The organism is Bradyrhizobium ivorense, assembly GCF_900696085.1.
Taxonomy (GTDB): domain Bacteria; phylum Pseudomonadota; class Alphaproteobacteria; order Rhizobiales; family Xanthobacteraceae; genus Bradyrhizobium; species Bradyrhizobium ivorense.
Map to the genome: position 1 here is coordinate 320,662 of NZ_CAADFC020000016.1, position 21,678 is coordinate 342,339.

The following is a 21,678-nucleotide window of genomic DNA, read 5'->3' on the forward strand; positions in this document are numbered from 1 at the left end:
CACAAATGGAGAGGGCGTTACAAGTTGCGGTTAGCAATCGGTTACGAGATACCATGAGAGCGGGCGCGGCAAATCGTGCCGGGACGTCCGTAAACCTACGGGCCGCCGAGCTCTCCTCGGACATGGTGAATCCGGCGTTAACAGAAACACCGGGAAATAATCGCGGTCCGTGTCGGAAAGCGACGATTTCATCGCGGAAGCGCGCGAACGTGCCGCGCCGCGCCGTTCGACCAGAACATTTCGTCACCGGGAAAGTGTAGATTTAGCCGATCCGGACCCCGGGCGATTTAACGGTTTTTCCAGCCCCGCCTTGGCATATTGGTCCGGACATTTCATCAATCAGAACAAGCCAGGCAAAAACCGTGACATCCTTCGGACGTGTGATCTCTGTGCGCGGCTCACAGGCCCGTGTCGGACTCCTGGCCGCCGGCCAGATGCCGCTTTCAGAAGTGCGAGCAACCGTCGGCCGGTTCGTCAGCATCCGCTGTGCCAGCTCGATCATTGTCGCGATGATCACCGAAGTCTCGTGCGAGGATCTGCCGGCGACGGACAACTACATCGCGACCGCTTCGGTCGACCTGCTCGGCGAGATCCTCGGCGGCGACCGCCCGAAATTCCAGCGCGGCGTGACCCATTATCCGACCATCGGCGACGCCACCGAGCTGATCACGAACCAGGAACTGCGCACGGTCTATGCGCCGAGCGGCTCGGACCAGATCAATGTCGGCACGCTGCAGCAGGATCGCTCGGTGATCGCCTATGTCGACGTCGAGGAAATGCTCTCCAAGCATTTCGCGGTGCTCGGCTCGACCGGCGTCGGCAAATCCACCGGCGTCTCGCTGCTGCTCAACGAGATCCTGAAGTCGCGGCCGAACCTGCGCATCTTCCTGCTCGACGTCCACAACGAGTATGGCCGCTGCTTCGGCGAGCGCGCGCAGGTGCTCAACCCGCGAAACCTGAAGCTGCCGTTCTGGCTGTTCAACTTCGAAGAGATCGTCGACGTGCTGTTCGGCGGCCGGCCCGGCGTGCCGGAAGAGCTCGACATCCTCGCCGAAGTGATTCCGATCGCGAAGGGCATCTACACCCAGTACCAGAACTCCGACCGCGTCGGGCTCGGGCTGAAGCGCGTCGATCCGAAGCAGATCGGCTACACCGTCGATACGCCGGTGCCTTACCGCCTCGTCGATCTGCTGTCGCTGATCGACGAGCGGATGGGCAAGCTGGAGAACCGCTCCTCGCGCATCATCTATCACAAGCTGATCTCGCGCATCGACGCGGTGCGCAACGATCCGCGCTACGCGTTCATGTTCGACAACGCCAATGTCGGTGGCGACACCATGGCCGAAGTGATCAGCCATCTGTTCCGCCTGCCCGCCAACGGCCGGCCGATGACCATCATGCAGCTCGCCGGCTTCCCTGCCGAAGTCGTCGATTCCGTGGTGTCGGTGCTGTGCCGCATGGCGTTCGACTTCGGGCTGTGGAGCGACGGCGTCTCGCCGATGCTGTTCGTCTGCGAGGAGGCGCACCGCTACGCCTCCGCCGACCGCAACATCGGCTTCGGCCCGACCCGCAAGGCGGTGTCGCGCATCGCCAAGGAAGGCCGCAAATACGGCGTCTATCTCGGCCTGATCACCCAACGCCCGGCCGAGCTCGACGCCACCATCATCTCCCAGTGCAACACGCTGTTCACGATGCGGCTTGCCAACGACCGCGACCAGGCGCTGCTGCGCTCGGCGGTCTCGGACGCCGCCGCCAACCTGCTGTCGTTCGTGCCCTCGCTCGGCACCCGCGAGGTGCTGGCGTTCGGCGAAGGCGTGGCGCTGCCGACGCGGCTGCGCTTCAAGGAGGTGCCGCCGCATCAATTGCCGCGCGGCGAGGCCACCATCGCCACGGTGCCGTCGGTCACCGCCGGCCACGACATGCATTTCGTCAGCGCGGTGCTGGAGCGCTGGCGCGGCGCCACCTCGCATCGTGATACCACGGCCAACGACCCCGGCATGAACGCTCCGACAGCGCCGCCGCCGCGCTCGATGTCGCCCGCGGACGCTCCGATGCTGCAGCCCTCGCTGGGGCTCGATCCGGATCGTTTCTCGCTGTTGAAGAAGCCGCTGCGCTAATTGCGGCAAGGCGCGGCTCGCGCCTTGCGCCCGATCCGCCATGGACTATGGTTTCGGTGACGCCGCATTCAGGCGGCATGCCGGAACCTGCTCATGACGCAACCGACCGCAACGCGCTTCGCCACACCCGCTCTCGACAAATTGCCCGAGGACATCCGCACCCGCGTCCTGGCGGTGCAGGAGAAGTCGGGCTTCGTGCCGAACGTCTTCCTGACGCTGGCCTATCGCCCGGACGAGTTTCGCGCCTTCTTCGCCTATCACGACGCGCTGATGGAGAAGGAAAGTGGCCTCTCCAAGGCCGAGCGCGAGATGATCGTGGTGGCGACCAGCGCCGCCAACCAGTGCCAGTATTGCGTGATCGCCCATGGCGCGATCCTGCGCATCCGCGCCAAAAATCCGCTGATCGCCGACCAGATCGCGGTCAACTACCGCAAGGCCGACATCACGCCGCGGCAGCGCGCCATGCTCGACTTCGCGATGAAGGTGAGCCGCGCGGCCGAGGAGGTTGCGGAGGCGGATTTCGCCGCGCTCGCGGCCCACGGCTTCAGCGACGACGACGTCTGGGACATCGCCGCGGTTGCGGCGTTCTTCGCGCTCTCCAACCGGCTGGCCAACGTCATCGGCATGCGCCCGAACGACGAGTTCTACATGCTGGGACGGCAGCCAAAGTAGAAGCGAGGCTGCGTTGATTGACTGGAGCGAGATCATCCTGCGCCTCGGCGCCGCCACCCTGGCCGGTGGCGCGATCGGGCTCGACCGCGATTTGCGCGGCAAGCCGATCGGGCTGAAGACGCTCGGCCTCGTCAGCCTCTCGACAGCCACCATGGTGCTGCTCGCCGTCCAGGCGGCAGCGCCCGGGAGTTTCACCGACGCCGCGAGCCGCGTGGTCCAGGGCATCCTGACCGGCATCGGATTTCTCGGCGCCGGCGTCATCGTCCGGCACGGCGACCACTTCCAGATCCACGGCCTGACCAGCGCCGCGTGCACCCTGTTCGCGGCCTGCGTCGGCATCGTCTGCGGCGCCGGACACTGGCCGATCGTGGTCACGGCGCTCGTGCTGGCGTTCCTGCTCCTGACTGTTGGCAAACCCGCGGAGCGATGGCTGCACCGCACCCTCGGCGGCAAGGACGAGCCGCACGATCCGCAGGCCGCGCCCGATCAGTCGTCCGACGCCGGCCCGCACCAGCCGGGCAGATAGACCGCCTCCTTGCCGCGCCCCACCGCGAGCCCCTTCTCCAGCGCCCTGGCGAAGTTATTCACCACCATCTTGCGCGGGATGTGCCGGCGCAAAAAATCCGCCCAGAGGAATTCGCTGAACGGCGTCGTGTCCTTGGCGAAGCCGCCGGCCCGGCGCATCTCGCCGGCAAGGCTGCGGAACGGATCATCCTTGAGATCCTTGATCGATTTCGGAATGTCGCGGAAATGCCGGCGCTCGCCCTTGGCGTCGTAAGGGTAGACCCAGCGCTTGTTGTCCATCACGCCCCAGAATACGTCGCGCTCGACCATCGTGAGGTCGCCGATCACGGTGACCAGGATGTCCTTGACGCCCTCCTCGTGCAGCGCCCGCGCCATGTGATGGTGATCGACCACGTAGTAGCGGTCGTCCGGGCCATGGACCACCGGGATCATGTGCTTGCCGAGCAGCTCGGCGCGCTTCTTGTCCGACTTGTGCTCGCGCCAGCGCTTCTGCTTCTCCTTCACCTCGTGCATGCCGACCGTCATCTGGGTCGGCCGCAGCGACAGGATCGGCACCGGTTTGACGTAGGGCTCGCGCGTGTGGGCCATGATCTGTACTCCCGTTTCACCGGCGTTTTGGCGTGAGTTCCATTATGACATGATGTCATCTGCGGGTGAAAGGCTCGGTTGAGACCGCCGCCTCACGCTCGTGTGCTCATCGCTGTTCTGTGAACGCGGGCGCCAATGCGAGGCTCGACATTGCGACGCAAACTGTGCAGCCGCGAAAAACTCACACGACGATTTCGACATCAGTTTTCGGTGACCGTTACTCGCGACGCCGGCCGCCCTGAGTTCGACTGCCGCCAGTTCCGGCGAGACGATCAAAGATGAATACCACCTGTGCGCGCAGCAAGATTTTTGCTGTGGAGCGCTGCGAACATGCTAAGAATAATGGCGACGCGACCGGACTGACAGCAGTGAAAACGCAGCGGCCAATTTCCACGGATGACGAGCACGTGGTGCTCAAATTCCGGCCGCGCACGTCGGCGCAGCCACCCGGCAAGCGCGGGGAGCCGGCCCGGCAGGCCCGCCCGGCATCCGTCGCCAACGACCTGTCCCGCTACGAGAAGCCGCGCGAGGAGCCGGATGATTTCCGCCAGCGCATGCTGGCCAATATCGCGGCGTTCGCATTCACGGTGGCGCTCACCGCGATCGGCATCTGGCTCGCCATGAGCATCGCCGACCTGCGCAAGACCCAGGACTGCGTGCTGATGGGCCGCCGGGATTGCGCGAAGATTACCGTGATGCCGCGCAGTTGATTTGGCCGGAACCCCACCCAAAACCGTCCCCGCCCGGCCGGCCAAGCTCCATTGAACTCGCGGCCCCGCTCCGATATACGGGCACACGACTCCGGCAGCAGCAACAGGACATTTCCGGGGCAAAGCGCCCGCCTCCGCCGAGCCGACCCCGGATTATCCAAAATATATCAAAGGCTTAATGATGTCTTCCACATTCGAGCAGATCGCCAACATTATCGCGGAGACCTGCGACATCCCGCGCGATACGATCAAGCCGGAGAGCCACGCTATCGACGATTTGGGAATCGACAGCCTCGACTTCCTCGACATAGCCTTCGCCATTGACAAGGCTTTTGGGATTAAGATGCCGCTGGAAAAGTGGACCCAGGAGGTCAACGACGGCAAGGCCACGACGGAGCAATACTTCGTGCTGAAAAACCTCGCCGATCGCATCGATGAACTGGTCGCCGCCAAGAACGCGGGCGCGAGCACGGGCTCGTAATCGCCCATCATGCAGCTTGAAACTTTTCAGCTGATCGACCGGATCGTCGACCTCGACCTCGACGCAAGGACGATTGTGGTCGAAGCGGACGTTCCCCCTGAGTGTCATTCGGTCTTCGCCGGGCACTTTCCGGGCTATCCGATCATGCCCGGGGTGCTGCTCACCGAGGCGATGGCGCAGAGCTCGGGCTGGCTGATCCTCGGCCTGACCAAGTTCGAGCGCATGCCGTTCCTTGCCATGGTGCGGGAAGCCAAGATGCGCGGCTTCGTTCCGCCCGGCTCGCTGCTGATGATCGAGGCCAAGATCGAGCACGAAGGCTCAGGCTTCGCCGTGACCTCGGCGAAGGTCCGCGTCGGCAAAGAGCTCAAGTGCAATGCCGAGCTGACCTTCCGCCACATCCCCTTCCCCAGCCCGGACTTGCGCGTGCACATGGATGCGATGGCCAACAAGATCGGCTTCCCGCAGCAGGCAATGAGCAATGGCTGAGCCGAAGGAAGTCTGGATCACCGGCATCGGTTTGCTCTCCTCGCTCGGCGAGGGGCTGGATGCGCATTGGGAGGCGCTCGGCGCCAAGCGCGTCAATGCCGACGAGACGCGGCTCGCGCCTTATGTCATCCATCCGATCGCGCCGGTCAGCTTCGACGCCCAGATCCCCAAGAAGGGCGACCAGCGCCAGATGGAGATGTGGCAGCGCATCGGCACCTATGCGGCCGGCCTTGCGCTCGACTCCGCCGGCGTCAAGGGCAACCAGGAAATCCTGGCGCGGATGGACATGATCATCGCAGCCGGCGGCGGCGAGCGTGACCTGAATGTCGACGTAGCGATCATGAACGCCGATGCGCAGGGCAAGCTGCCGCCTGCCCTGCTCAACGAAAAGCTGATGAACGAGCTGCGCCCGACGCTGTTTCTGGCCCAGCTCTCCAACCTGCTCGCCGGCAATATCGCCATCGTGCACGGTGTCTGCGGAACGTCGCGCACCTTCATGGGCGAGGAGGCCTCGAGCATCGACGCCGCGCGCATTGCGGTTGCCCGCATCGGGGCCGGCCAGAGCGACATTGCGTTGGTCGGCGCCGCCCATAATGGCGATCGCGGCGACCTGCTGATGCTCTACGCCTTCGGCAACTTCGCGCTCAAGGATCAGCACAGCGCGATCTGGGCGCGCCGCAACAATCCGGGCTTTGCGATCGGCTCCGCCGGCGCCTTCCTGGTGATGGAGTCGCGCGAACATGCCGAGGCCCGCGGCGCCAAGCCATACGCCAAGCTGAGCAAGGTGGTCGCCGACCTCGCACAGCGCAAGCAGCCCGGCGCGGTGACCAGATCGCTGCAGGCGATGTGGCCCAAGCTCGGCGTCAGCGGCGACAACGGCGTTCTGATCACCGGCGCGAGCGGCGCCGAGCCGGCGACCGCCGAGGAGCGCGCCTTCCTGAGCGAGCACCCTGGCCTCGCCGTCCGCGCCACCGGCACGACCTTCGGCCACACCATGGAAGCGCAATTCCCGCTCGGGCTCGCGCTAGCGGCGCTGTCGATCTCGCGCGGCGCGCTCTATCCGGCCAACGATCCGACCGGGCTGGAGGTTGAAAAGGCCGAACCGCCAACCCAGATTGTCGTCTTGGGGGTCGGCCACTGGCAGGGCGAAGGCATGGCGCTGGTCGAGGCCGTCAGTTAGAGCATGTTCCGGAAAAGCGCGAAGCGGTTTTCCGAAAGATCATGCCCAAACGAATAGCCAAGCGCGATGATCCCATCGCGCTTTAAATCCGGCGCTGATATCGACGGGGAAACCATGACAGCACCACGCGACAAATTCGGCAGACCGATCGTGGTCGTGACCGGCATGGGAATCGTGACCTCGCTCGGCGCCGGCAAGGCCGACAACTGGAAGCGCCTGACCGCAGGCGAGTCCGGCATCCGGACCGTGACGCGCTTTCCGATCGACAGTCTGAAGACGACGATGGCGGGCGCCGTCGATTTCGTCACCGTCGAGCCATTCTCGTCGACCAGCCTGTCGCAGCGGCTGGCGGAGATGGCGACCGAGGAAGCCCTCGAACAGGCCGGCATCGGCAGCAAGGGCGACTTCCCCGGCCCGATGTTCCTCGCGGTCGCTCCGATCGAGACCGAATGGCCGCAGCGGCTGGAAGTCGCGCGCGCCGTCCCGAAGACCGACTTCAACATCATCGATTATCTGGCGACCTGCAGCGAAGGCGGCAAGTTCACCCACTTCCACCGCCGCTTCACCTTCGGCTCGGTTGCCCTTAGTCTCGCCGAGACCTTTGGCACCAAGGGCTCGCCGATCTCGCTGTCGACGGCCTGCGCGTCCGGCGCGACCGCCATCCAGCTCGGCGTCGAGGCGATCCGCCGCGGCGAAACCGATGCGACGCTGTGCATCGCGACCGACGGCTCGGTCAATCCCGAAGCCATGATTCGCTTTTCGCTGCTCTCGGCCCTCTCCACCCAGAACGATCCGCCCCAGGCCGCCTCAAAACCGTTCTCGAAGAATCGCGACGGGTTCGTGATGGCCGAGGGCGCCGGCGCGCTGGTGCTCGAAAGCTACGAAGCCGCAATGGCGCGCGGCGCGCGCATCCTCGGCGTCGTCGCCGGCTGCGGCGAGCTCACCGATTCCTTCCACCGCACCCGCTCGGCTCCGGATGGCAAGCCGGCGATCGGCTGCGTGCGCAAGACGCTGGCGGATGCCGGCATGGAGCCGAACCAGATCGACCACATCAACGCGCACGGCACCTCGACGCCGGAAAACGACAAGATGGAATATCTGGCGACGTCGGCCGTGTTCGGCGAGCACACCGCAAAGATCCCTGTGTCGTCGAACAAGTCGATGGTCGGCCACACCATCTCGGCGGCCGGCGCGGTCGAGGCGATCTTCTCGCTGCTGACGCTCGAGCATCAGCGGATCCCGCCGACCATCAATTACGAGGTGCCGGATCCGGCGATTCCGTTCGATGTGGTCGGCAACAAGGCGCGTGACGCCAAGGTGACCGCCGTGATGTCGAACTCGTTTGGATTCGGCGGGCAGAACGCTTCGCTGATCCTGACGCGCGAACCGGCGTGAGCCGGCGCTCGCGCTTCGCACGATGAAACGCCTGCTCCTTCGCGCCAGGGCGCATCTGCGTGACGCCGCGAAGCCCGTCACCGATGCCGCCGTCGGCGGTCTGACGATCGGCCTGTTGCGAACCGCGCGCTATTTCGACCCGGACAAGACCGCGAGGTTCTTCGGCCGCGCCGCACATTTTGTCGGCCGAAGGCTCCGCGAAGACCGCATTGGCCGCGAGAATCTCAAGGCCGCGTTCCCGGAAAAGTCGCCGGAAGAGATCGAGGCCATCCTCACCGGTGTCTGGCACAATCTCGGCCGCCTCGGCGCCGAGTTCGCGCATCTCGACCGCATCTGGGACCACGACCCGGCGCATCCCGACAAGCCTGGACGCGTCGAATTCTCCGGCCGCAGCAAAGAGCTGTTCGACCAGCTGCGCGACGACGGCAAGCCCGCGCTGTTCTTCGCCGCGCATCTCGGCAACTGGGAGCTGCCCGCACTGGCCGCCGTGGCGCACGGGCTGGACGCCGCGATCCTGTTCCGCCGTCCGAACATCGAGGCCGCCGACCGCGCCATCGAGCGCATTCGCGCCGTCAAGATGGGCACGCTGGTGCCGGCCGGCCGCGACGCGCCGCTGAAGCTTGCGCAGGCGCTGCAGCGCGGCCAGCACGTTGCGATGCTGGTCGACCAGTATCTGACCAACGGCGTTCCGGTCACCTTCTTCGGCCGCAAGACCACGGCCAACCCGACCCTTGCGCGGCTGCGCCGGCAGATCGATTGCCCGATCCACGGCACGCGGATCATCCGCCTGCCCGACGGCCGCTTCCGCGGCGAAGTCTCTGAGGAAGTGAAGCCGGTGTTCGACGCCTCCGGCGAGATCGACATCCAGGGCACCATGCAGGCGGTCACCGACGTCGTCGAAGGCTGGGTTCGCGAGTATCCGGATCAGTGGCTCTGGCTGCACCGGCGCTGGCGGTAGGATCGCCGCTGCCCAACTCGTCGTTGCGAGGAGCGAAAGCGACGAAGCAATCCATGCTTCAACGCGTGCGGCGAGATGGATTGCTTCGCTCCGCTCGCAATGACGGCGAGTGCGGCCGCGACGCCTCGCGTCACTTTCCCGTCTTCACCCGCGTCCAGAGCCGGTTGATGATCCGCTGCGTCGCAGGATCGTGCGCGGTGATCACGAACAGCTTTTTCTGCATCGCGTCGTCGGGATAGATGTTCTTGTCGTTCAGGATCTTTGGGTCGATCAGCTTCTGGCTCGCCAGATTGCCGTTGGCGTAGGACAGGAAGTCCGAGTTCTTGGCCGCAACCTCGGGGCGGTAGAGATAGTTGATCAGCTCATAGGCCTCGGTGACGTTCTTCGCATCCGCCGGAATGGCGAGATTGTCGAAGAACATCTGCGCGCCTTCCTTCGGGATCGTGTAGCCGATCTCGACCCCGGACTTGGCCTCCGCCGCGCGGCTGCGCGCCTGCATAACGTCGCCCGACCAGCCGACCACGAAGCAGATCTCGCCCGAGGCGAGCGCGCTGAGATACTCGGACGAATGAAACTTGCGCACATAGGGCCGAATCTTGATCACGAGATCGGCGGCTTTCTCGAGGTCGGCCTGCTTGGTCGAATTCGGATCGAGGCCGAGATAGCTCAGCGCCGCCGGCAGGATGTCGTCGGCGGAATCCAGCATGTGGACGCCGCAATCCTTGAACTTGGCGAGGTTCTCCGGCTTGAACACCATGTCCCAGCTGTCGATCTTGGCATCAGGACCCAGGATCTGCTGCACCATCTTGACGTTGTAGCCGATGCCGGTGGTGCCCCACATGTAGTTGGCGCCGTAATTGTTGCCGGGATCGTAGGTCGCGAGATGGTTCGTCACCATCGGCCATGCGTTGGCGAGGTTCGGCAGCTTCGACTTGTCGAGCTTCAAAAACACCTTCGCCATGATCTGGCGCTGCAGGAAGTAGCCGGTCGGCACCACGACGTCGTAGCCGGACTTGCCGGCGAGCAGCCGCGTCTCCAGCGTCTCGTTGGCGTCGAACGTGTCGTAGACCACCTTGATGCCGGTTTCCTTGGTGAAGTCCTCGAGGATCCCCGGCGCCATGTAGTTCGACCAGTTGTAGAAATTGACTGTGCGTTCTTCGGCACTTGCCGAGGCGGCGAACAACAGAACCGTGGCGACCGCACAGACAAGACTGACGAGACGACGGTTCTGCTGCTGCATTCTGTCCTACCTCTTGCGGCGGTGTACTGCGTCGGACAGCCGCTCCAGCGCGGTGTCGAGCGTCGAGTCCTTCTTGGCGAAACAAAAACGCACGACCGACGTCACCGCATCCTGCTCGTAAAACGCCGACACCGGAATAGCCGCGACCTTGTAATCCTGCACAATTCGCCAGCAGAACTCGGCATCGGTCTCGTTGAGCCCGAGCGGCGACAGGTCCACGGTGAGGAAGTACGTGCCCTGCGACTTCAGCACGGGAAAGCCGATGCTCTCCAGCCCCTTGGTCAGGCGGTCGCGGCTCCGCGCCATATCCTGGCGCATGTTCAGGAAGTAATCGTCCGGCTTGCCGAGGCCGTAGGCGACCGCGGCCTGCAGGTTCGGCGCCGTCGTGAAGGTGAGAAACTGGTGCACCTTGGCGGCCACCCGCAACAGCGGCGGCGCTGCGCAGACGAAGCCGATCTTCCACCCCGTCAGCGAAAAAATCTTGCCGGCGCTGCCGACCTTGATGGTGCGATCGCGCATGCCCGGGATGGTGATCAGCGGGATGTGCTCGCGGCCGTCGAAGGTGACGTGCTCCCAGACCTCGTCGCAGATCGCGACCACGTCGAACTCCTGGCAGAATCGCGCCAGGAGCTCGAGGTCCTCGCGCTGATAGACCACGGCCGCCGGGTTGAGCGGATTGTTGAACAGCACCGCCTTGGTCTTGTGATTGAAGACGCTGCGCAGCATCTCCTCGTTCAGCCGCCATTCCGGCGGCTCCAGGCGCAACAGCCGCGGAATGCCGCCGGCCTGGCGGATGATCGGCAGATAGGAATCGTAAACCGGCTGGAAGCACACCACCTCGTCGCCCGGTTCCACCATCGCGAGGATCGAGGAGGTCAGCGCCTCGGTGCCGCCTGATGTGACCATCACCTCGGTCATCGGGTCGAGCTTGAGCCCGTGCCAATGGCCGTAATGCGATGCGATCGCCTGACGGAGCTCGGGGATGCCCATCATCGACGGATACTGGTTGTAGCCGTTGAGCGAGGCGTCCGCGGCGGCGCGGCGGATGTCCTCCGGTCCCGGGTCGTCGGGAAAGCCCTGGCCGAGATTGATGGCGGCATTGTCGCGCGCGGCCTGCGACATCGCCTCGAAGATGGTGACGGGCAGGTCCGCGAAGACCTTGTTCATGGAGGTCATGTCAGGGATCAGCCGCCGGTCTTGGTGGGCAACCCTGCCTGCTTCCAACCGATGATGCCGCCGGCCAGGTGCTTGTCGTAGGGCAGGCCCGCGGCCTGGGCGGCCAGCGAGGCCGTCACCGAGCGCTTGCCCGAGCGGCAGGCGAACACCACCTGCTTGCCTTTCGGATCGGGGATCGCTGCCGGATCGAAGGTCGACAGCGGCACCACGACGCCATCGGGATAGGCCTCGACGGCGACCTCATTCGGCTCGCGGACGTCGACCAGGAGATAGCGCCCTTCGGCTATTCCCTTCGACACCTCGTCCGGAAACAAATCTTGCACTTGGTGGTCCGCCACGGAAAAAATCCTCCCGACTTCAGATTGGCCAGCGTCACGCCCCCTCGCCGGCTGGGTGCGCAAAGTCGCCCCTCGCGCGGAGAAAATCAAGCGTCCGAAACGGGTTACGGCCCTGCGCGGAGCCGGATCGTGACCCTAGATCGAGACCTGAGTCCCGACCTCGACCACGCGGCCGGTCGGGATCTGGAAATAGTCGGTGGCGTCGTTGGACGAGCGGCTCAGGGCGATGAACAAATGGTCCTGCCAGCTCGGCATGCCGGAATGCGCCGCCGGCTTCAGCGCGCGGCGCGACAGGAAGAACGACGTCGACATGATGTCGAACTGCCAGCCGAGCTTGCGGGCGATCGCCAGCGTCTTCGGCACGTTCGGCTGTTCCATGAAGCCGAACTTCAGCGTCACCTTGGAGAAGGTCTCGCTCAGCTGCTCCATGCGTACCCGCTCGGACGGATCGATCCGCGGCGTCGGCGCGGTCTCGATGGTGAGGATGACGTTCTTCTCGTGCAGCACCTTGTAGTGCTTCAGGCTGTGCATCAGCGCGGTCGGCGCGCTGACGGGATCGCTGGTCAGAAACACAGCGGTACCGGAGACCCGCTGCGGCGGCCGCTTCTCCAGCATCGCGACCAGATCGGCGAGCGGGAATTCCAGCTTGCGCGACTTCTCGAACAACAGCCGGCTGCCGCGCCGCCAAGTGTACATCACGCCGATCATGGCCCCGCCCATCGCCAGCGGCACCCAGCCGCCCTCGAACACCTTCAGCAGGTTTGCGGTCAGGAAGGTGAGATCGAGGAACAGGAACGGGGCGATCAGCGCCCCGGCTGCGAGCGGCGACCACCTCCAGACCCGCCAGATCACCACGAAGCCCATCATCGCCGTCACCACCATGGTGCCGGTCACCGAGATGCCGTAGGCCGAGGCGAGCGCGCTCGACGAGCGGAACATCAGCACCAGCACGATGACCGCGATGAACAGGAAGCGGTTGATCCGCGGCATGTAGATCTGGCCGGAATGCGCTTCCGAGGTGTGGCGGATCTCGAACCGCGGCAAGAGGCCGAGCTGGATCGCCTGCCGCGTCAGCGAATAGGCGCCGGTGATCACCGCCTGGCTCGCGATCACGGTCGCGACCGTGGCGAGCGCCACCATCGGGATCAGCGCCCAGTCCGGGAACATCAGGAAGAACGGGTTCTCGATGCCCTTGGCATCGCCGAGGATCAGCGCGCCCTGCCCGAGATAGTTCAGCGCCAGCGACGGCAGCACGATGAACAGCCACGCGGTCTGGATCGGGCGTTTGCCGAAATGGCCGAGGTCGGCATAGAGCGCTTCCGCACCGGTGACCGCAAGAAACACCGCGCCGAGGGTGATGAAGCCGATCACGCCGTGATGCACCATGAACGACACGGCGTGGATCGGGTTGAGCGCGTACAGCACCTCGGGATGCCGCATGATCTGCGGCAGCGCCGCGACCGCAATCACGGCGAACCACACACACATCACCGGCCCGAAGAAGGTCGCGACCCGCGCGGTGCCGCGCGACTGCACCGAAAACAGGATGACCAGGATCACCACCGTGATCGGCACCACATAGGGATCGAACGTCGAGGTGACGAGCTTGATGCCTTCGATCGCCGACAGCACCGAGAGCGCCGGCGTGATGACCGCATCGCCATAGAACAGCGCGCCGCTGATGATGCCGAGCAGCACGATGGCGCCGGCACCCCTGGTCGCCGCGCGCTGCGCCAACGCCATCAGCGCCAGCGTACCGCCCTCGCCATTGTTGTCGGCGCGCAGCAGCACCACGACATATTTCAGCGTGACGACCACGATCAGCGCCCACAGGATCAGCGAGAGCACGCCGAGCACCGCGTGCGACGTCACACCGCCCTCGCCGCCGCTGGCGGCCGCCACGGCCTCGCGGAAGGCGTAGAGAGGGCTAGTGCCGATGTCTCCGTAGACCACGCCGATGCTGCCGAGCATCAGGGCCCTGAAGGTAGCGGTGGAATGCGCTTCGCCATTGCCGTTGGCCGCGTGCGTTTCCGCCGCGGTGATCGCACTCTCGGATGACATGGGAAGCTGCGCCTCTGTCTTCTGCCGCACTGCACAATGCCGGGATGCAGGGCTATACTCCCGGCAGGAATGCATAGGTTAGCCCGGATTCAGGCCTCCGCCATGCATATCACGCATAGATCACGGTTTTTCGACTCAGGAATCCTGCTGTCCATTCAGATAGTTACCTGAGTGCCCACCTCAACCACCCGCCCCGTGGGGATCTGGAAATAATCGGTGGCATCGTTGGCCGAGCGGCTCATCGCGATGAACAAATGGTCCTGCCACTGCGGCATGCCGGATTGCGCCGAGGGCTTCAGCGAACGGCGCGACACGAAGAACGAGGTCGACATGATGTCGAACTGCCAGCCGAGCTTGCGCGCCACCGCCAGCGCCTTCGGCACGTTCGGCGATTCCATGTAGCCGAAGCGCAGCCGCACCGCGGTGAACTTGTCGCTGATCTTCTCGATCGCGACCCGCTCGGACACGTCGACCCGCGGCGTCGGCGCGGTCTCGATGGTCAGGATCACATTGTGCTCGTGCAGCACCTTGTTGTGCTTGAGATTGTGCAGCAGCGCGGTCGGCACGAAGCTGGGGTCGCTGGTCAGGAACACCGCGGTGCCCTTGACGATGTGCGGCGGCCGCTTCTCCAGGCTCTGGATCAGGTCGCGCAGCGGCACCTCGATGCGGCGGGTCTTCGCCAGCAGGATCGCGACACCGCGGCGCCAGGTCCAGATCATGGTCGCCACCACGACGCCGAACAGCAGCGGCACCCACGCGCCTTCCAGCAGTTTCAGCAGATTGGCGCTCAGGAACGCCATGTCGACGATCACGAACGGCAGGATCAACGCCGCCGCGGACGCCACACGCCAGTTCCACAGCTTCCAGATCACGATGAAGCCCATGATGCCGTCGGCGACCATGGTGGTGGAGACGGCGATGCCATAGGCCGAGGCGAGCCCGCTCGAGGTGCGGAACAGCAGCACCAGCAGCAGTACGCCGACCAACAGCAGCCGGTTGACCCGCGGCAGGTAGATTTGGCCGGCATGGGTCTCCGAGGTGTAGCGGACCTCGAAGCGCGGCAGGAGCCCGAGCTGCACCGCCTGTCGGATCAGCGAATAGGCCCCGGTGATCACCGCCTGGCTCGCGATCACCGTCGCAGCGGTGGCGAGCACCACGAGCGGCAGCAGCAGCAGGTCCGGCACCATGCGGTAGAACGGATTTTCGACCGCGCTGGGGTCGGACAGCACCAGCGCGCCCTGCCCGAAATAATTCAACAGCAGCGCGGGAAGCACGAAGAACATCCAGCCGGACTGGATCGGCTTGCGGCCGAAATGGCCGAGATCGGCATACAGCGCCTCGCCGCCGGTCACCGCGAGGAACACCGCGCCCAAGGTCACGAGGCCGATGGTGCCGTGGGTCAGCATGAACTGCAGCGCATAATACGGATTGATCGCGGCCAGTACCGTCGGATCGTCCTTGATGTGGACAATCCCCATCACCGCTAGCACGGCGAACCAGACCACCATCACCGGGCCGAAGGCGGAGGCAACGCGGGCGGTGCCGCTGCTCTGCACCGAAAACAGCACGACGAGGATCAGGATCGTCAGCGGCACCACGTAGTGCTCGAGATGCGGGGTGGCGAGCTTGAGGCCTTCGACCGCCGACAACACCGAGATCGCCGGCGTGATCATGGAATCGCCGATGAACATCGAGGCGCCGACCACGCCCAGCGCCAGCAGCGGCCAGCTGCGGCGGCCGAGCGCGCGCTGGCCGAGCGCCATCAGCGACAGCGTACCGCCCTCGCCGTTGTTGTCGGCGCGCAGCAGCAACAGCACGTATTTGGCGGTGACGACGGTGAACAGCGCCCAGAGGATCAGGCTGAGCACGCCAAGGACCATGATCCGGGTGACCGGCTGGCCGTGCGCGGCGCCGCCGACCGCCTCACGGAAGGCGTAGAGCGGCGAGGTTCCGATATCGCCGAACACAACGCCGATGCTGCCCAGTGTCAGGGCCCAGAAGCCCGAGGTGGTTTGACCTTCCTGGGCTTCGGTGGATGAGACGCTGACAGCCATGGCGAGGGTGGAACGCCCGATCGGTTGATTTGATCCGCGCGGCTATCGACGCTTCCGCTGTGCGTGTCAACTGAGCAACACGGCTAGCTTGACGGTAGTATGATAACACACAGCTACGGCTTCAGGTCCGGCGGCAGTGGCGGATTTTCCCGCATCAACGTAATGGTCACGCGACGGTTCGCCGGCAGGGTCGGATCGTCGGGAAACAGCGGCTGGCCGTCGGCCTTGCCGGAAACCGCGAAAACATGCGAGGGCGGCAGCCCTTCCCGCTCCAGAATCTGCCTGACCACATTGGCGCGGTCGGCCGACAGGTCGAAGGCATCGTAATCGCTGCGCGCGGGCACAAAACCTGCGGCAGTATGCCCCACGATCGAGATCCGCAGCGGCGTCGCCTTCAGCGGCGCGGCGAGCTTCTGGATCAGCCGCCTTGTGCGGTCATACGGCTCGCGGGAGCCATCGGCGAACATCGAGCGGCCGTCTTGGTCGACGATCTCCAGATTCAGCCCCTCCTTGGTCTCCTCGAACATGATGTTCTTGGAGATCTCGGTGAGCTCCGGCATGTCCTGCAGCGCCTGGCGCAGCGAGGCGGAGGCGAGCGCGAATTCGCGGTCGATCTTCAGCCGCGCGCCGTTGATCTGGCTGCGTTCCTTCTCGTCCGGCGTCGGGTTGGCCGAGGATTCCTCCGGCGAGATGTGCTCGACATTCTTCAGCTTCGGCCGGGTCGGCAGGCCGTCGGATTCGACGATGCCGGAATAGCGCACATTGGTCTGTACGCCGAAGGCGTCGCGCATCGAGCCGGCGACGATCTTCAGCTTGTTGTTGTCCATGGTGGAGAACGCGACGAGCATCACGAAGAAGCTCATCATCAGCCCCATCAAATCGGCGAAGGTCACGAACCAGCCGTGACCTCCGGTGTGGGCGTCGCCGCGCTTTTTCTTGGCCATCGCTGCTGTTTCCGGGAGCGCCGATGCCGCGCCGTCAGGCCGGGACCGGCTCGCCTTCCTCGTTGCGATGCTTCTCCGGCAGGTAGGCGAGCAGCATCTCGCGCACCAGCGCCGGGCTCTTGGAGTCGCGGATCATCAAGATGCCGTCGATGATCAGCGTGCGGTTGGTTTCCTCGTCGAGCAGCTTGCCGTGCAGCTTGTCGGCGATCGGCAGGCAGAACAGGTTGGCGACCAGCGCGCCGTACAGCGTCGCCAGCAGCGCGGTTGCCATGAACGGGCCGAGTTTCGACGGGTCGGTCATGTTGGCGAACATCTGCACCATGCCGATCAGCGTGCCGATCATGCCGAACGCCGGGGCGCAGTCGCCGATGGCGCGGTAGATCTTGCTGCCCTCGTCGAGATGCATCAGGAAATTGTCGCGGTCGCGCTCCATGTTGTCGCGGATGAATTCGAGATCGTAGCCGTCGGCGACGTAACGGATGCCCTTGGCGAGGAACGGCTCGTCGGTCTCGACCTTCTCGAGCCCCACCGGGCCCTGCTTGCGGGCGATCTCGGCGATGCGGGCGAGCTCGTCGACGAGGTCGCGGGCCGACAGCCGGCTCATGGTGAAGGCATATTTGGCGCCGAGCGGCAGGCCGTGCAGCATCACGCCGAGCGGAAAGCGGATCATGGTCGCGGAGATCGAGCCGCCGAAGATGATGATCATGGCGTGCTCGGAGATGAACATGTGCAGGTCGCCGCCCATGAACATCATGACTGAAATGACGATGATGCCAGCAAACAGCCCGGCGCCTGTCATGATATCCATGAAAAACTCCAACGCGAACGCGAGACCCGCCTGTCCTGGACGGCGTGCGGCCCAAGGCGGGCCGCGTTGGAAAACCCTAACGTTAATGCGATTAAGGACGCGTTACCGAATTTGGTAGGGATAACAACGGGTAAACGGCGTCCTTTTCGCGATGTTGTTGAAGATGTTGGCTTTCCGCAATGGCGCTGCGGCGGCATGCGCAAAAGGTCTCCCCGTAGAACAACGGACATGAGATAGCTTCCGGTCGGGGAAACGAACAAGCGAGCACAGGATGAAGGCGGTCGTCGTCGAGCAATATGCGCCCATCGATCAGATCGGGCTGAAGGAGATCGCCACGCCTGAGGTGGGACCGGGTCAGATCCGGGTCCGGGTGCACGCCGCGAGCATCGGCTTCGTCGACGGGTTGAAGGTCGAGGGCCGCTACCAGACCAAGGACCCGCTGCCGTTTACGCCCGGCGCGGAGTTCGCCGGCGCGGTCGATGCGGTGGCGGGCGACGTCACCGGCTTCACGCCGGGCATGCGGGTGATGGGCACAGCGCGCTCGGGCGCGCTGGCGGACGCCGTCGTCGTGCCGGCGGACGCGGTCGAGATCATGCCCGACGGATTGTCGATGGAGGCCGGCGCCGCGTTCCGCACCAACTACCTCACCGCGCTCTATGCGCTCGGCGAGCGCGGGCGGCTTTGCGCCGGCGAGCAGTTGCTGGTGCTGGGCGCCGCCGGCGGCACCGGCATCGCCGCGATCCAGATCGGCAAGCTGCTCGGCGCCCGCGTCATCGCCGCGGCCTCGACCGAGGAGAAGCGCAGTTTTGCGGCAAGCTTTGGCGCCGACGCGGTCGTCGACTACACCAGGCCCGACTGGCGCGACGCATTGAAGGACGCGACCGGAGGTGGCGGCCCCGACGTGATCTTCGATCCGGTCGGCGGCGAGGTGTCCGTGCAGGCGTTCCGCTCGATCGCCTGGAACGGCCGTCACGTCGTGGTCGGCTTTGCCGCCGGCAGCATCCCGGCGCTGCCGTTCAATTTGCCGCTGCTCAAGGGCGGCCTCCTGATCGGCGTCGACGCCGCCCAGATCGCGCGCCGCGAGCCGGACGCGCAGACGCGGGTGATGACGCAATTGTCGGCCTGGCTGAACCACGGCGAACTCGTACCAGTCGTCGGCAAGGTGTTCGCGTTCGAGGATTTTCGATCGGCGTTCAAGACCATGCAGAGCCGCGCCGCACTCGGCAAGATGGTGGTGCGGATCGGCTAGCGAGATGGGCGCCGCCATCCGGTCAGCCTCCGTGTCGTGCTGCGAAAGCAGGGACCCATTCTGGATGGTGCATGGCGACGTGGATAGAGGCCGCGCCGGCAAAACTATCATGCGTTATTGTCGCCGCGTTCGACGCCCCCTACCGTTCCGGAAAACCGAGCAGAGGCAGGACAATGCAGGACATGCTGACGCATCTGGAGAAATTGCGCGCCGACGCGGCGGAGTGCGCATTGATCCGGGATCTCGCCACCGACATCAAGAAGCGCGAGCTGTTCACCAAGCTGGCGGAGCATCTGTCCGCCCTCGCCGCGGAGGTCGAAAAGGCCGTTGCCGCGCAGCGCAGGGAAGGCGAAGCCAGCTGAGGCGTGCCTTGCGGTCCTCCGACGGGCGGTGGCCGGCGCCCTCGCCTGATCAAGCAGCACAGCAAATTCAGGAGATCGACGTAGCGAACGCCACAAGTGGCTGGGAATGCGCAGATTTCGCTCAGCGGGAACCAGCGATGCGAAGGCGCGTTATCAGGTTCATCCAACGGTTGAGGAGTAATACCCTGCCAGCTCCGGTTTTGCGCCGCTCCTGGCGGGTGGCTGCTCCGTCGGCACGGGCACTTATTGCACCTCCGGGCATTTTCATCGTGGCACCTATTGTACAGCCAAGACTCGGCAAGACACTGCAGCGCGCGCCCGGGCGGCCGTCAGAGACGACGCGATGAAGAACGACAAGGCCATCTGGTTCGTCTCGTTCGCGCTCAGAACCCCCGACGCCGGACACCATCGCTTCGCCCGCCAGACCCGCACCTTTCCCAATGAACAGGAAGCCAAGATCTTCGCGCGCGGTCTGCTCGACCGGACCGAGGACATCAGCGCCGGGACCATCAACCCGCACACGCCCAGGCGCGTGATCGCGCCGGCGGCGATCGTGACCTGGGTCGGTGATACCTGAGGCGTGTGCCAGTTCTCCCGCCTGGTCGACCAGGCGGTCGCCGAGCCCCGCTCTAGCCAATTCCGCGGCAAGCAGACAGAATGCCGACCCTGCCGGCCAATGAGCGAGACCGTGGCGGAGCCATCGCAAACCGCGCCCTTTGCACCGTTCGAATGGATGCTCTCCGCACGCTACCTCCGGGCGCGTCGCAGGGAAGGCGTCATCTCGGTTATCGCCGGGTTTTCGTTTCTGGGCATCATGCTCGGCGTCGCCACGTCGGTTCCTGTCATGGCTGACCGGCATCCAGCTGTTCCCGCCCGAACTCTACTTCCTGTCCGAGCTGCCGGCGGAGGTCGACGCCGCGCAGACCGCGGCCATCGTGATCATGGCGCTGACGCTGTCGTTCCTTGCCACGCTCTACCCGTCATGGCGCGCAGCGCGGCTCGATCCGACCGAAACATTCCGCTAACGCGGCCTGCTACAGGAAGCGCGCCGGCGCGAACGGCGCGAGCGGAATCTCCGGCTCGCGGCCGCTCAGGAGCTGCGCGACCAGCCGGCCGGTGCGAGCCGAACCGACCAGGCCGACATGGCCGTGACCGAAGGCATAGACGACGTCGCGCGTCGCGCGGGCGTAACCGATGCAAGGCCGCCCGTCGGGCATGCTCGGCCGATGGCCGAACCAGGTATTGATGCGCGATGCCGGAATATCCTTCGGCAACTTCGGAAACATGCTGAGCAGATGTTCGCGCAAAATCTCGGCGCGCTTCCAGTTCGGTTCGGCGTCGAGGCCGGCGATCTCGACGGTGCCGGCGGCGCGCAGGCCCTTGTCGGTCCAGTTCACCACCATCTTGGCGTCGGACGCCATCATCGAATTGCGCGGGCCCGATTCCGGGTTCTCGATCATGACGTGGTAGCCACGCTCGGTTTCGAGCGGCAGGGAATCGCCGACCGAGGCGGTGAGCTGCTTTGAGCGCGCGCCGGCCGCGACAACCGCGGCGTCGCAGGCGATCTCGCCGCTCTCGGTGACGACGGCGACGAGTCGGTCGCCCTGCAGCTTGAGGCCGGTCGCCTTGGCGGCTACGCGCACCGCGCCGTTTGCGATCGCGTGCGCGGCAAGCGCCGCGACATAAGCGCCGGGATCGCGGCAGCGGCCGGCCTCCTCGACCACGACGCCGAACTTGTAGCGCGGATGCAGATCGGGCTCGCGCTGGCGCATCTCGTTTTCGTCGAGCTCGAGCCATTCGATGCCGACGCGTTTGCGGATGCGCCAGCCGAGATCGCGGTCGAACGGCGCGCGCGAGGGAAACACGTGCATCACGCCGCGGCGCTCGATCAATTCGGGCACGCCGGCCTCTTCCGCGAGCTGCCGGTGCAGCAGCGGCGCGTCTTTCAGCAGATCGCGCATCGCCCGCGCGGTGGCCTCGACCTGCGCCTCCGTCCAGCTCGACAGCAGATACTTGACCAGCCAGGGCAGCGCCTTCGGCAGATATGACCAGCGGATCGCGAGCGGCCCGAGCGGGTCCATCAGATAACCCGGGACCTTTTTCCAGGTGCCGGGCTCGGCGGGCGGGATCACCGAATGCGACGACAGCCAGCCGGCATTGCCGTAGCTCGCGGCCTGCTCCCCGCCGGGCTCGCCGGGATCGATCAGCGTGATGCGGTGTCCGGCGCGCAGCGCCTCGATGGCGCTGATCACGCCGACCGCACCGGCGCCGATGATCGCGACGTGGCGACCGGCGAGCTTAGACATCAGGCTGTGGCCTCTCGTTGAGGCATGA

21 protein-coding genes and 1 pseudogene are annotated in these 21,678 nt (G+C 65.2%); 13 read left to right on the top strand and 9 right to left on the bottom strand.

Features of this window, described 5'->3' with window-relative positions:
* Positions 1-362: 362 nt before the first annotated feature.
* The 3 genes from CI41S_RS21340 (at position 363) to CI41S_RS21350 (ending at position 3,315) form a co-directional block, all read left to right on the top strand.
* Complete coding sequence (locus tag CI41S_RS21340) at positions 363-2,117, top strand: ATP-binding protein (protein WP_139861454.1); 1,755 nt, start codon at positions 363-365, stop codon at positions 2,115-2,117.
* A gap of 93 nt (positions 2,118-2,210) precedes the next feature.
* Positions 2,211-2,789: a peroxidase-related enzyme gene (locus tag CI41S_RS21345; protein ID WP_139861455.1), complete on the top strand. Its 579-nt coding sequence runs from the start codon at positions 2,211-2,213 to the stop codon at positions 2,787-2,789.
* 13 nt (positions 2,790-2,802) lie between these two features.
* Positions 2,803-3,315 carry an MgtC/SapB family protein gene (locus CI41S_RS21350; protein WP_139861456.1) on the top strand — a complete coding sequence of 171 codons (513 nt, stop codon included), beginning with the start codon at positions 2,803-2,805 and terminating at the stop codon, positions 3,313-3,315.
* Here CI41S_RS21350 and CI41S_RS21355 read toward each other — a convergent pair.
* Positions 3,276-3,902, bottom strand: coding sequence for a ParB-like protein (locus CI41S_RS21355; RefSeq protein ID WP_139482731.1), 627 nt, complete (start codon positions 3,900-3,902; stop codon positions 3,276-3,278). The two genes, CI41S_RS21350 and CI41S_RS21355, sit on opposite strands and share 40 nt — an antisense overlap.
* Before the next feature lie 368 nt (positions 3,903-4,270).
* Between CI41S_RS21355 and CI41S_RS21360 the strand changes: the two genes are divergently transcribed.
* The 6 genes from CI41S_RS21360 (at position 4,271) to CI41S_RS21385 (ending at position 9,112) form a co-directional block, all read left to right on the top strand.
* Positions 4,271-4,612, top strand: coding sequence for a hypothetical protein (locus CI41S_RS21360; RefSeq protein WP_139862090.1), 342 nt, complete (start codon positions 4,271-4,273; stop codon positions 4,610-4,612).
* Positions 4,613-4,793: 181 nt separating this feature from the next.
* Positions 4,794-5,093: an acyl carrier protein gene (locus CI41S_RS21365; protein ID WP_139482730.1), complete on the top strand. Its 300-nt coding sequence runs from the start codon at positions 4,794-4,796 to the stop codon at positions 5,091-5,093.
* A gap of 9 nt (positions 5,094-5,102) precedes the next feature.
* Positions 5,103-5,579, top strand: a complete 477-nt coding sequence (locus tag CI41S_RS21370; protein ID WP_139861457.1) for a 3-hydroxyacyl-ACP dehydratase FabZ family protein — start codon at positions 5,103-5,105, stop codon at positions 5,577-5,579.
* Positions 5,572-6,759 carry a beta-ketoacyl-ACP synthase gene (locus tag CI41S_RS21375; RefSeq protein WP_139861458.1) on the top strand — a complete coding sequence of 396 codons (1,188 nt, stop codon included), beginning with the start codon at positions 5,572-5,574 and terminating at the stop codon, positions 6,757-6,759. Before CI41S_RS21370 ends, CI41S_RS21375 begins: the two co-directional genes overlap by 8 nt.
* A gap of 114 nt (positions 6,760-6,873) precedes the next feature.
* Positions 6,874-8,154 carry a beta-ketoacyl-ACP synthase gene (locus CI41S_RS21380; protein WP_139482727.1) on the top strand — a complete coding sequence of 427 codons (1,281 nt, stop codon included), beginning with the start codon at positions 6,874-6,876 and terminating at the stop codon, positions 8,152-8,154.
* 22 nt (positions 8,155-8,176) lie between these two features.
* Positions 8,177-9,112 (top strand): lipid A biosynthesis lauroyl acyltransferase, encoded by a 936-nt coding sequence (locus tag CI41S_RS21385; protein ID WP_139861459.1) that lies wholly within the window; start codon positions 8,177-8,179, stop codon positions 9,110-9,112.
* Between the two features lie 130 nt (positions 9,113-9,242).
* Here CI41S_RS21385 and CI41S_RS21395 read toward each other — a convergent pair whose 3' ends face one another.
* From CI41S_RS21395 to CI41S_RS21425, 7 genes are all read right to left on the bottom strand, one after another.
* On the bottom strand, positions 9,243-10,352 hold the full coding sequence (locus CI41S_RS21395; RefSeq protein ID WP_139861461.1) for a polyamine ABC transporter substrate-binding protein: 1,110 nt from the start codon (positions 10,350-10,352) through the stop codon (positions 9,243-9,245).
* Positions 10,353-10,358: 6 nt separating this feature from the next.
* Complete coding sequence (locus CI41S_RS21400) at positions 10,359-11,528, bottom strand: aminotransferase (RefSeq protein WP_172628123.1); 1,170 nt, start codon at positions 11,526-11,528, stop codon at positions 10,359-10,361.
* Between the two features lie 8 nt (positions 11,529-11,536).
* On the bottom strand, positions 11,537-11,866 hold the full coding sequence (locus tag CI41S_RS21405) for a rhodanese-like domain-containing protein (protein ID WP_139861462.1): 330 nt from the start codon (positions 11,864-11,866) through the stop codon (positions 11,537-11,539).
* A 135-nt stretch (positions 11,867-12,001) separates the two neighbouring features.
* The gene (locus CI41S_RS21410) at positions 12,002-13,927 is read right to left on the bottom strand and encodes a potassium transporter Kup (protein WP_139861463.1); all 1,926 of its coding nucleotides are present in this window, start codon (positions 13,925-13,927) and stop codon (positions 12,002-12,004) included.
* Between the two features lie 155 nt (positions 13,928-14,082).
* Positions 14,083-15,981 (bottom strand): potassium transporter Kup, encoded by a 1,899-nt coding sequence (locus tag CI41S_RS21415; RefSeq protein ID WP_139861464.1) that lies wholly within the window; start codon positions 15,979-15,981, stop codon positions 14,083-14,085.
* Positions 15,982-16,094: 113 nt separating this feature from the next.
* Complete coding sequence (locus CI41S_RS21420; protein WP_139861465.1) at positions 16,095-16,925, bottom strand: OmpA/MotB family protein; 831 nt, start codon at positions 16,923-16,925, stop codon at positions 16,095-16,097.
* A gap of 34 nt (positions 16,926-16,959) precedes the next feature.
* Positions 16,960-17,733, bottom strand: coding sequence for a motility protein A (locus CI41S_RS21425; protein WP_139482719.1), 774 nt, complete (start codon positions 17,731-17,733; stop codon positions 16,960-16,962).
* A gap of 271 nt (positions 17,734-18,004) precedes the next feature.
* Here CI41S_RS21425 and CI41S_RS21430 point away from each other — a divergent pair, with 271 nt between their 5' ends.
* The 4 genes and pseudogenes from CI41S_RS21430 to CI41S_RS44035 all read left to right on the top strand — a co-directional run.
* Positions 18,005-18,982, top strand: coding sequence for an NADPH:quinone oxidoreductase family protein (locus CI41S_RS21430; protein ID WP_139861466.1), 978 nt, complete (start codon positions 18,005-18,007; stop codon positions 18,980-18,982).
* A gap of 173 nt (positions 18,983-19,155) precedes the next feature.
* Entirely contained in the window at positions 19,156-19,344 is a 189-nt protein-coding gene (locus CI41S_RS21435; RefSeq protein ID WP_139482717.1) for a hypothetical protein, read from the top strand.
* Positions 19,345-19,687: 343 nt separating this feature from the next.
* Positions 19,688-19,921 (top strand): hypothetical protein, encoded by a 234-nt coding sequence (locus tag CI41S_RS21440; protein ID WP_139861467.1) that lies wholly within the window; start codon positions 19,688-19,690, stop codon positions 19,919-19,921.
* A 247-nt stretch (positions 19,922-20,168) separates the two neighbouring features.
* Positions 20,169-20,369 (top strand): annotated as a pseudogene (locus CI41S_RS44035) (lipoprotein-releasing system transmembrane subunit LolC); the annotation flags it as partial.
* 9 nt (positions 20,370-20,378) lie between these two features.
* Here CI41S_RS44035 and CI41S_RS21450 read toward each other — a convergent pair.
* Positions 20,379-21,650 (bottom strand): NAD(P)/FAD-dependent oxidoreductase, encoded by a 1,272-nt coding sequence (locus tag CI41S_RS21450; protein WP_139861468.1) that lies wholly within the window; start codon positions 21,648-21,650, stop codon positions 20,379-20,381.
* Positions 21,651-21,678 lie beyond the last annotated feature (28 nt).

Excerpts from the sequence above, each read along its gene's own strand:
- CI41S_RS21345 (WP_139861455.1), top strand. The coding sequence starts at position 2,211 with ATGACGCAACCGACCGCAACGCGCTTCGCCACACCCGCTCTCGACAAA.
- CI41S_RS21355 (WP_139482731.1), bottom strand. The coding sequence starts at position 3,902 with ATGGCCCACACGCGCGAGCCCTACGTCAAACCGGTGCCGATCCTGTCG.
- CI41S_RS21365 (WP_139482730.1), top strand. The coding sequence starts at position 4,794 with ATGTCTTCCACATTCGAGCAGATCGCCAACATTATCGCGGAGACCTGC.
- CI41S_RS21370 (WP_139861457.1), top strand. The coding sequence starts at position 5,103 with ATGCAGCTTGAAACTTTTCAGCTGATCGACCGGATCGTCGACCTCGAC.
- CI41S_RS21375 (WP_139861458.1), top strand. The coding sequence starts at position 5,572 with ATGGCTGAGCCGAAGGAAGTCTGGATCACCGGCATCGGTTTGCTCTCC.
- CI41S_RS21380 (WP_139482727.1), top strand. The coding sequence starts at position 6,874 with ATGACAGCACCACGCGACAAATTCGGCAGACCGATCGTGGTCGTGACC.
- CI41S_RS21385 (WP_139861459.1), top strand. The coding sequence starts at position 8,177 with ATGAAACGCCTGCTCCTTCGCGCCAGGGCGCATCTGCGTGACGCCGCG.
- CI41S_RS21395 (WP_139861461.1), bottom strand. The coding sequence starts at position 10,352 with ATGCAGCAGCAGAACCGTCGTCTCGTCAGTCTTGTCTGTGCGGTCGCC.
- CI41S_RS21400 (WP_172628123.1), bottom strand. The coding sequence starts at position 11,528 with ATGACCTCCATGAACAAGGTCTTCGCGGACCTGCCCGTCACCATCTTC.
- CI41S_RS21410 (WP_139861463.1), bottom strand. The coding sequence starts at position 13,927 with ATGTCATCCGAGAGTGCGATCACCGCGGCGGAAACGCACGCGGCCAAC.
- CI41S_RS21415 (WP_139861464.1), bottom strand. The coding sequence starts at position 15,981 with ATGGCTGTCAGCGTCTCATCCACCGAAGCCCAGGAAGGTCAAACCACC.
- CI41S_RS21420 (WP_139861465.1), bottom strand. The coding sequence starts at position 16,925 with ATGGCCAAGAAAAAGCGCGGCGACGCCCACACCGGAGGTCACGGCTGG.
- CI41S_RS21425 (WP_139482719.1), bottom strand. The coding sequence starts at position 17,733 with ATGGATATCATGACAGGCGCCGGGCTGTTTGCTGGCATCATCGTCATT.
- CI41S_RS21430 (WP_139861466.1), top strand. The coding sequence starts at position 18,005 with ATGAAGGCGGTCGTCGTCGAGCAATATGCGCCCATCGATCAGATCGGG.
- CI41S_RS21435 (WP_139482717.1), top strand. The coding sequence starts at position 19,156 with ATGCAGGACATGCTGACGCATCTGGAGAAATTGCGCGCCGACGCGGCG.
- CI41S_RS21440 (WP_139861467.1), top strand. The coding sequence starts at position 19,688 with ATGAAGAACGACAAGGCCATCTGGTTCGTCTCGTTCGCGCTCAGAACC.
- CI41S_RS21450 (WP_139861468.1), bottom strand. The coding sequence starts at position 21,650 with ATGTCTAAGCTCGCCGGTCGCCACGTCGCGATCATCGGCGCCGGTGCG.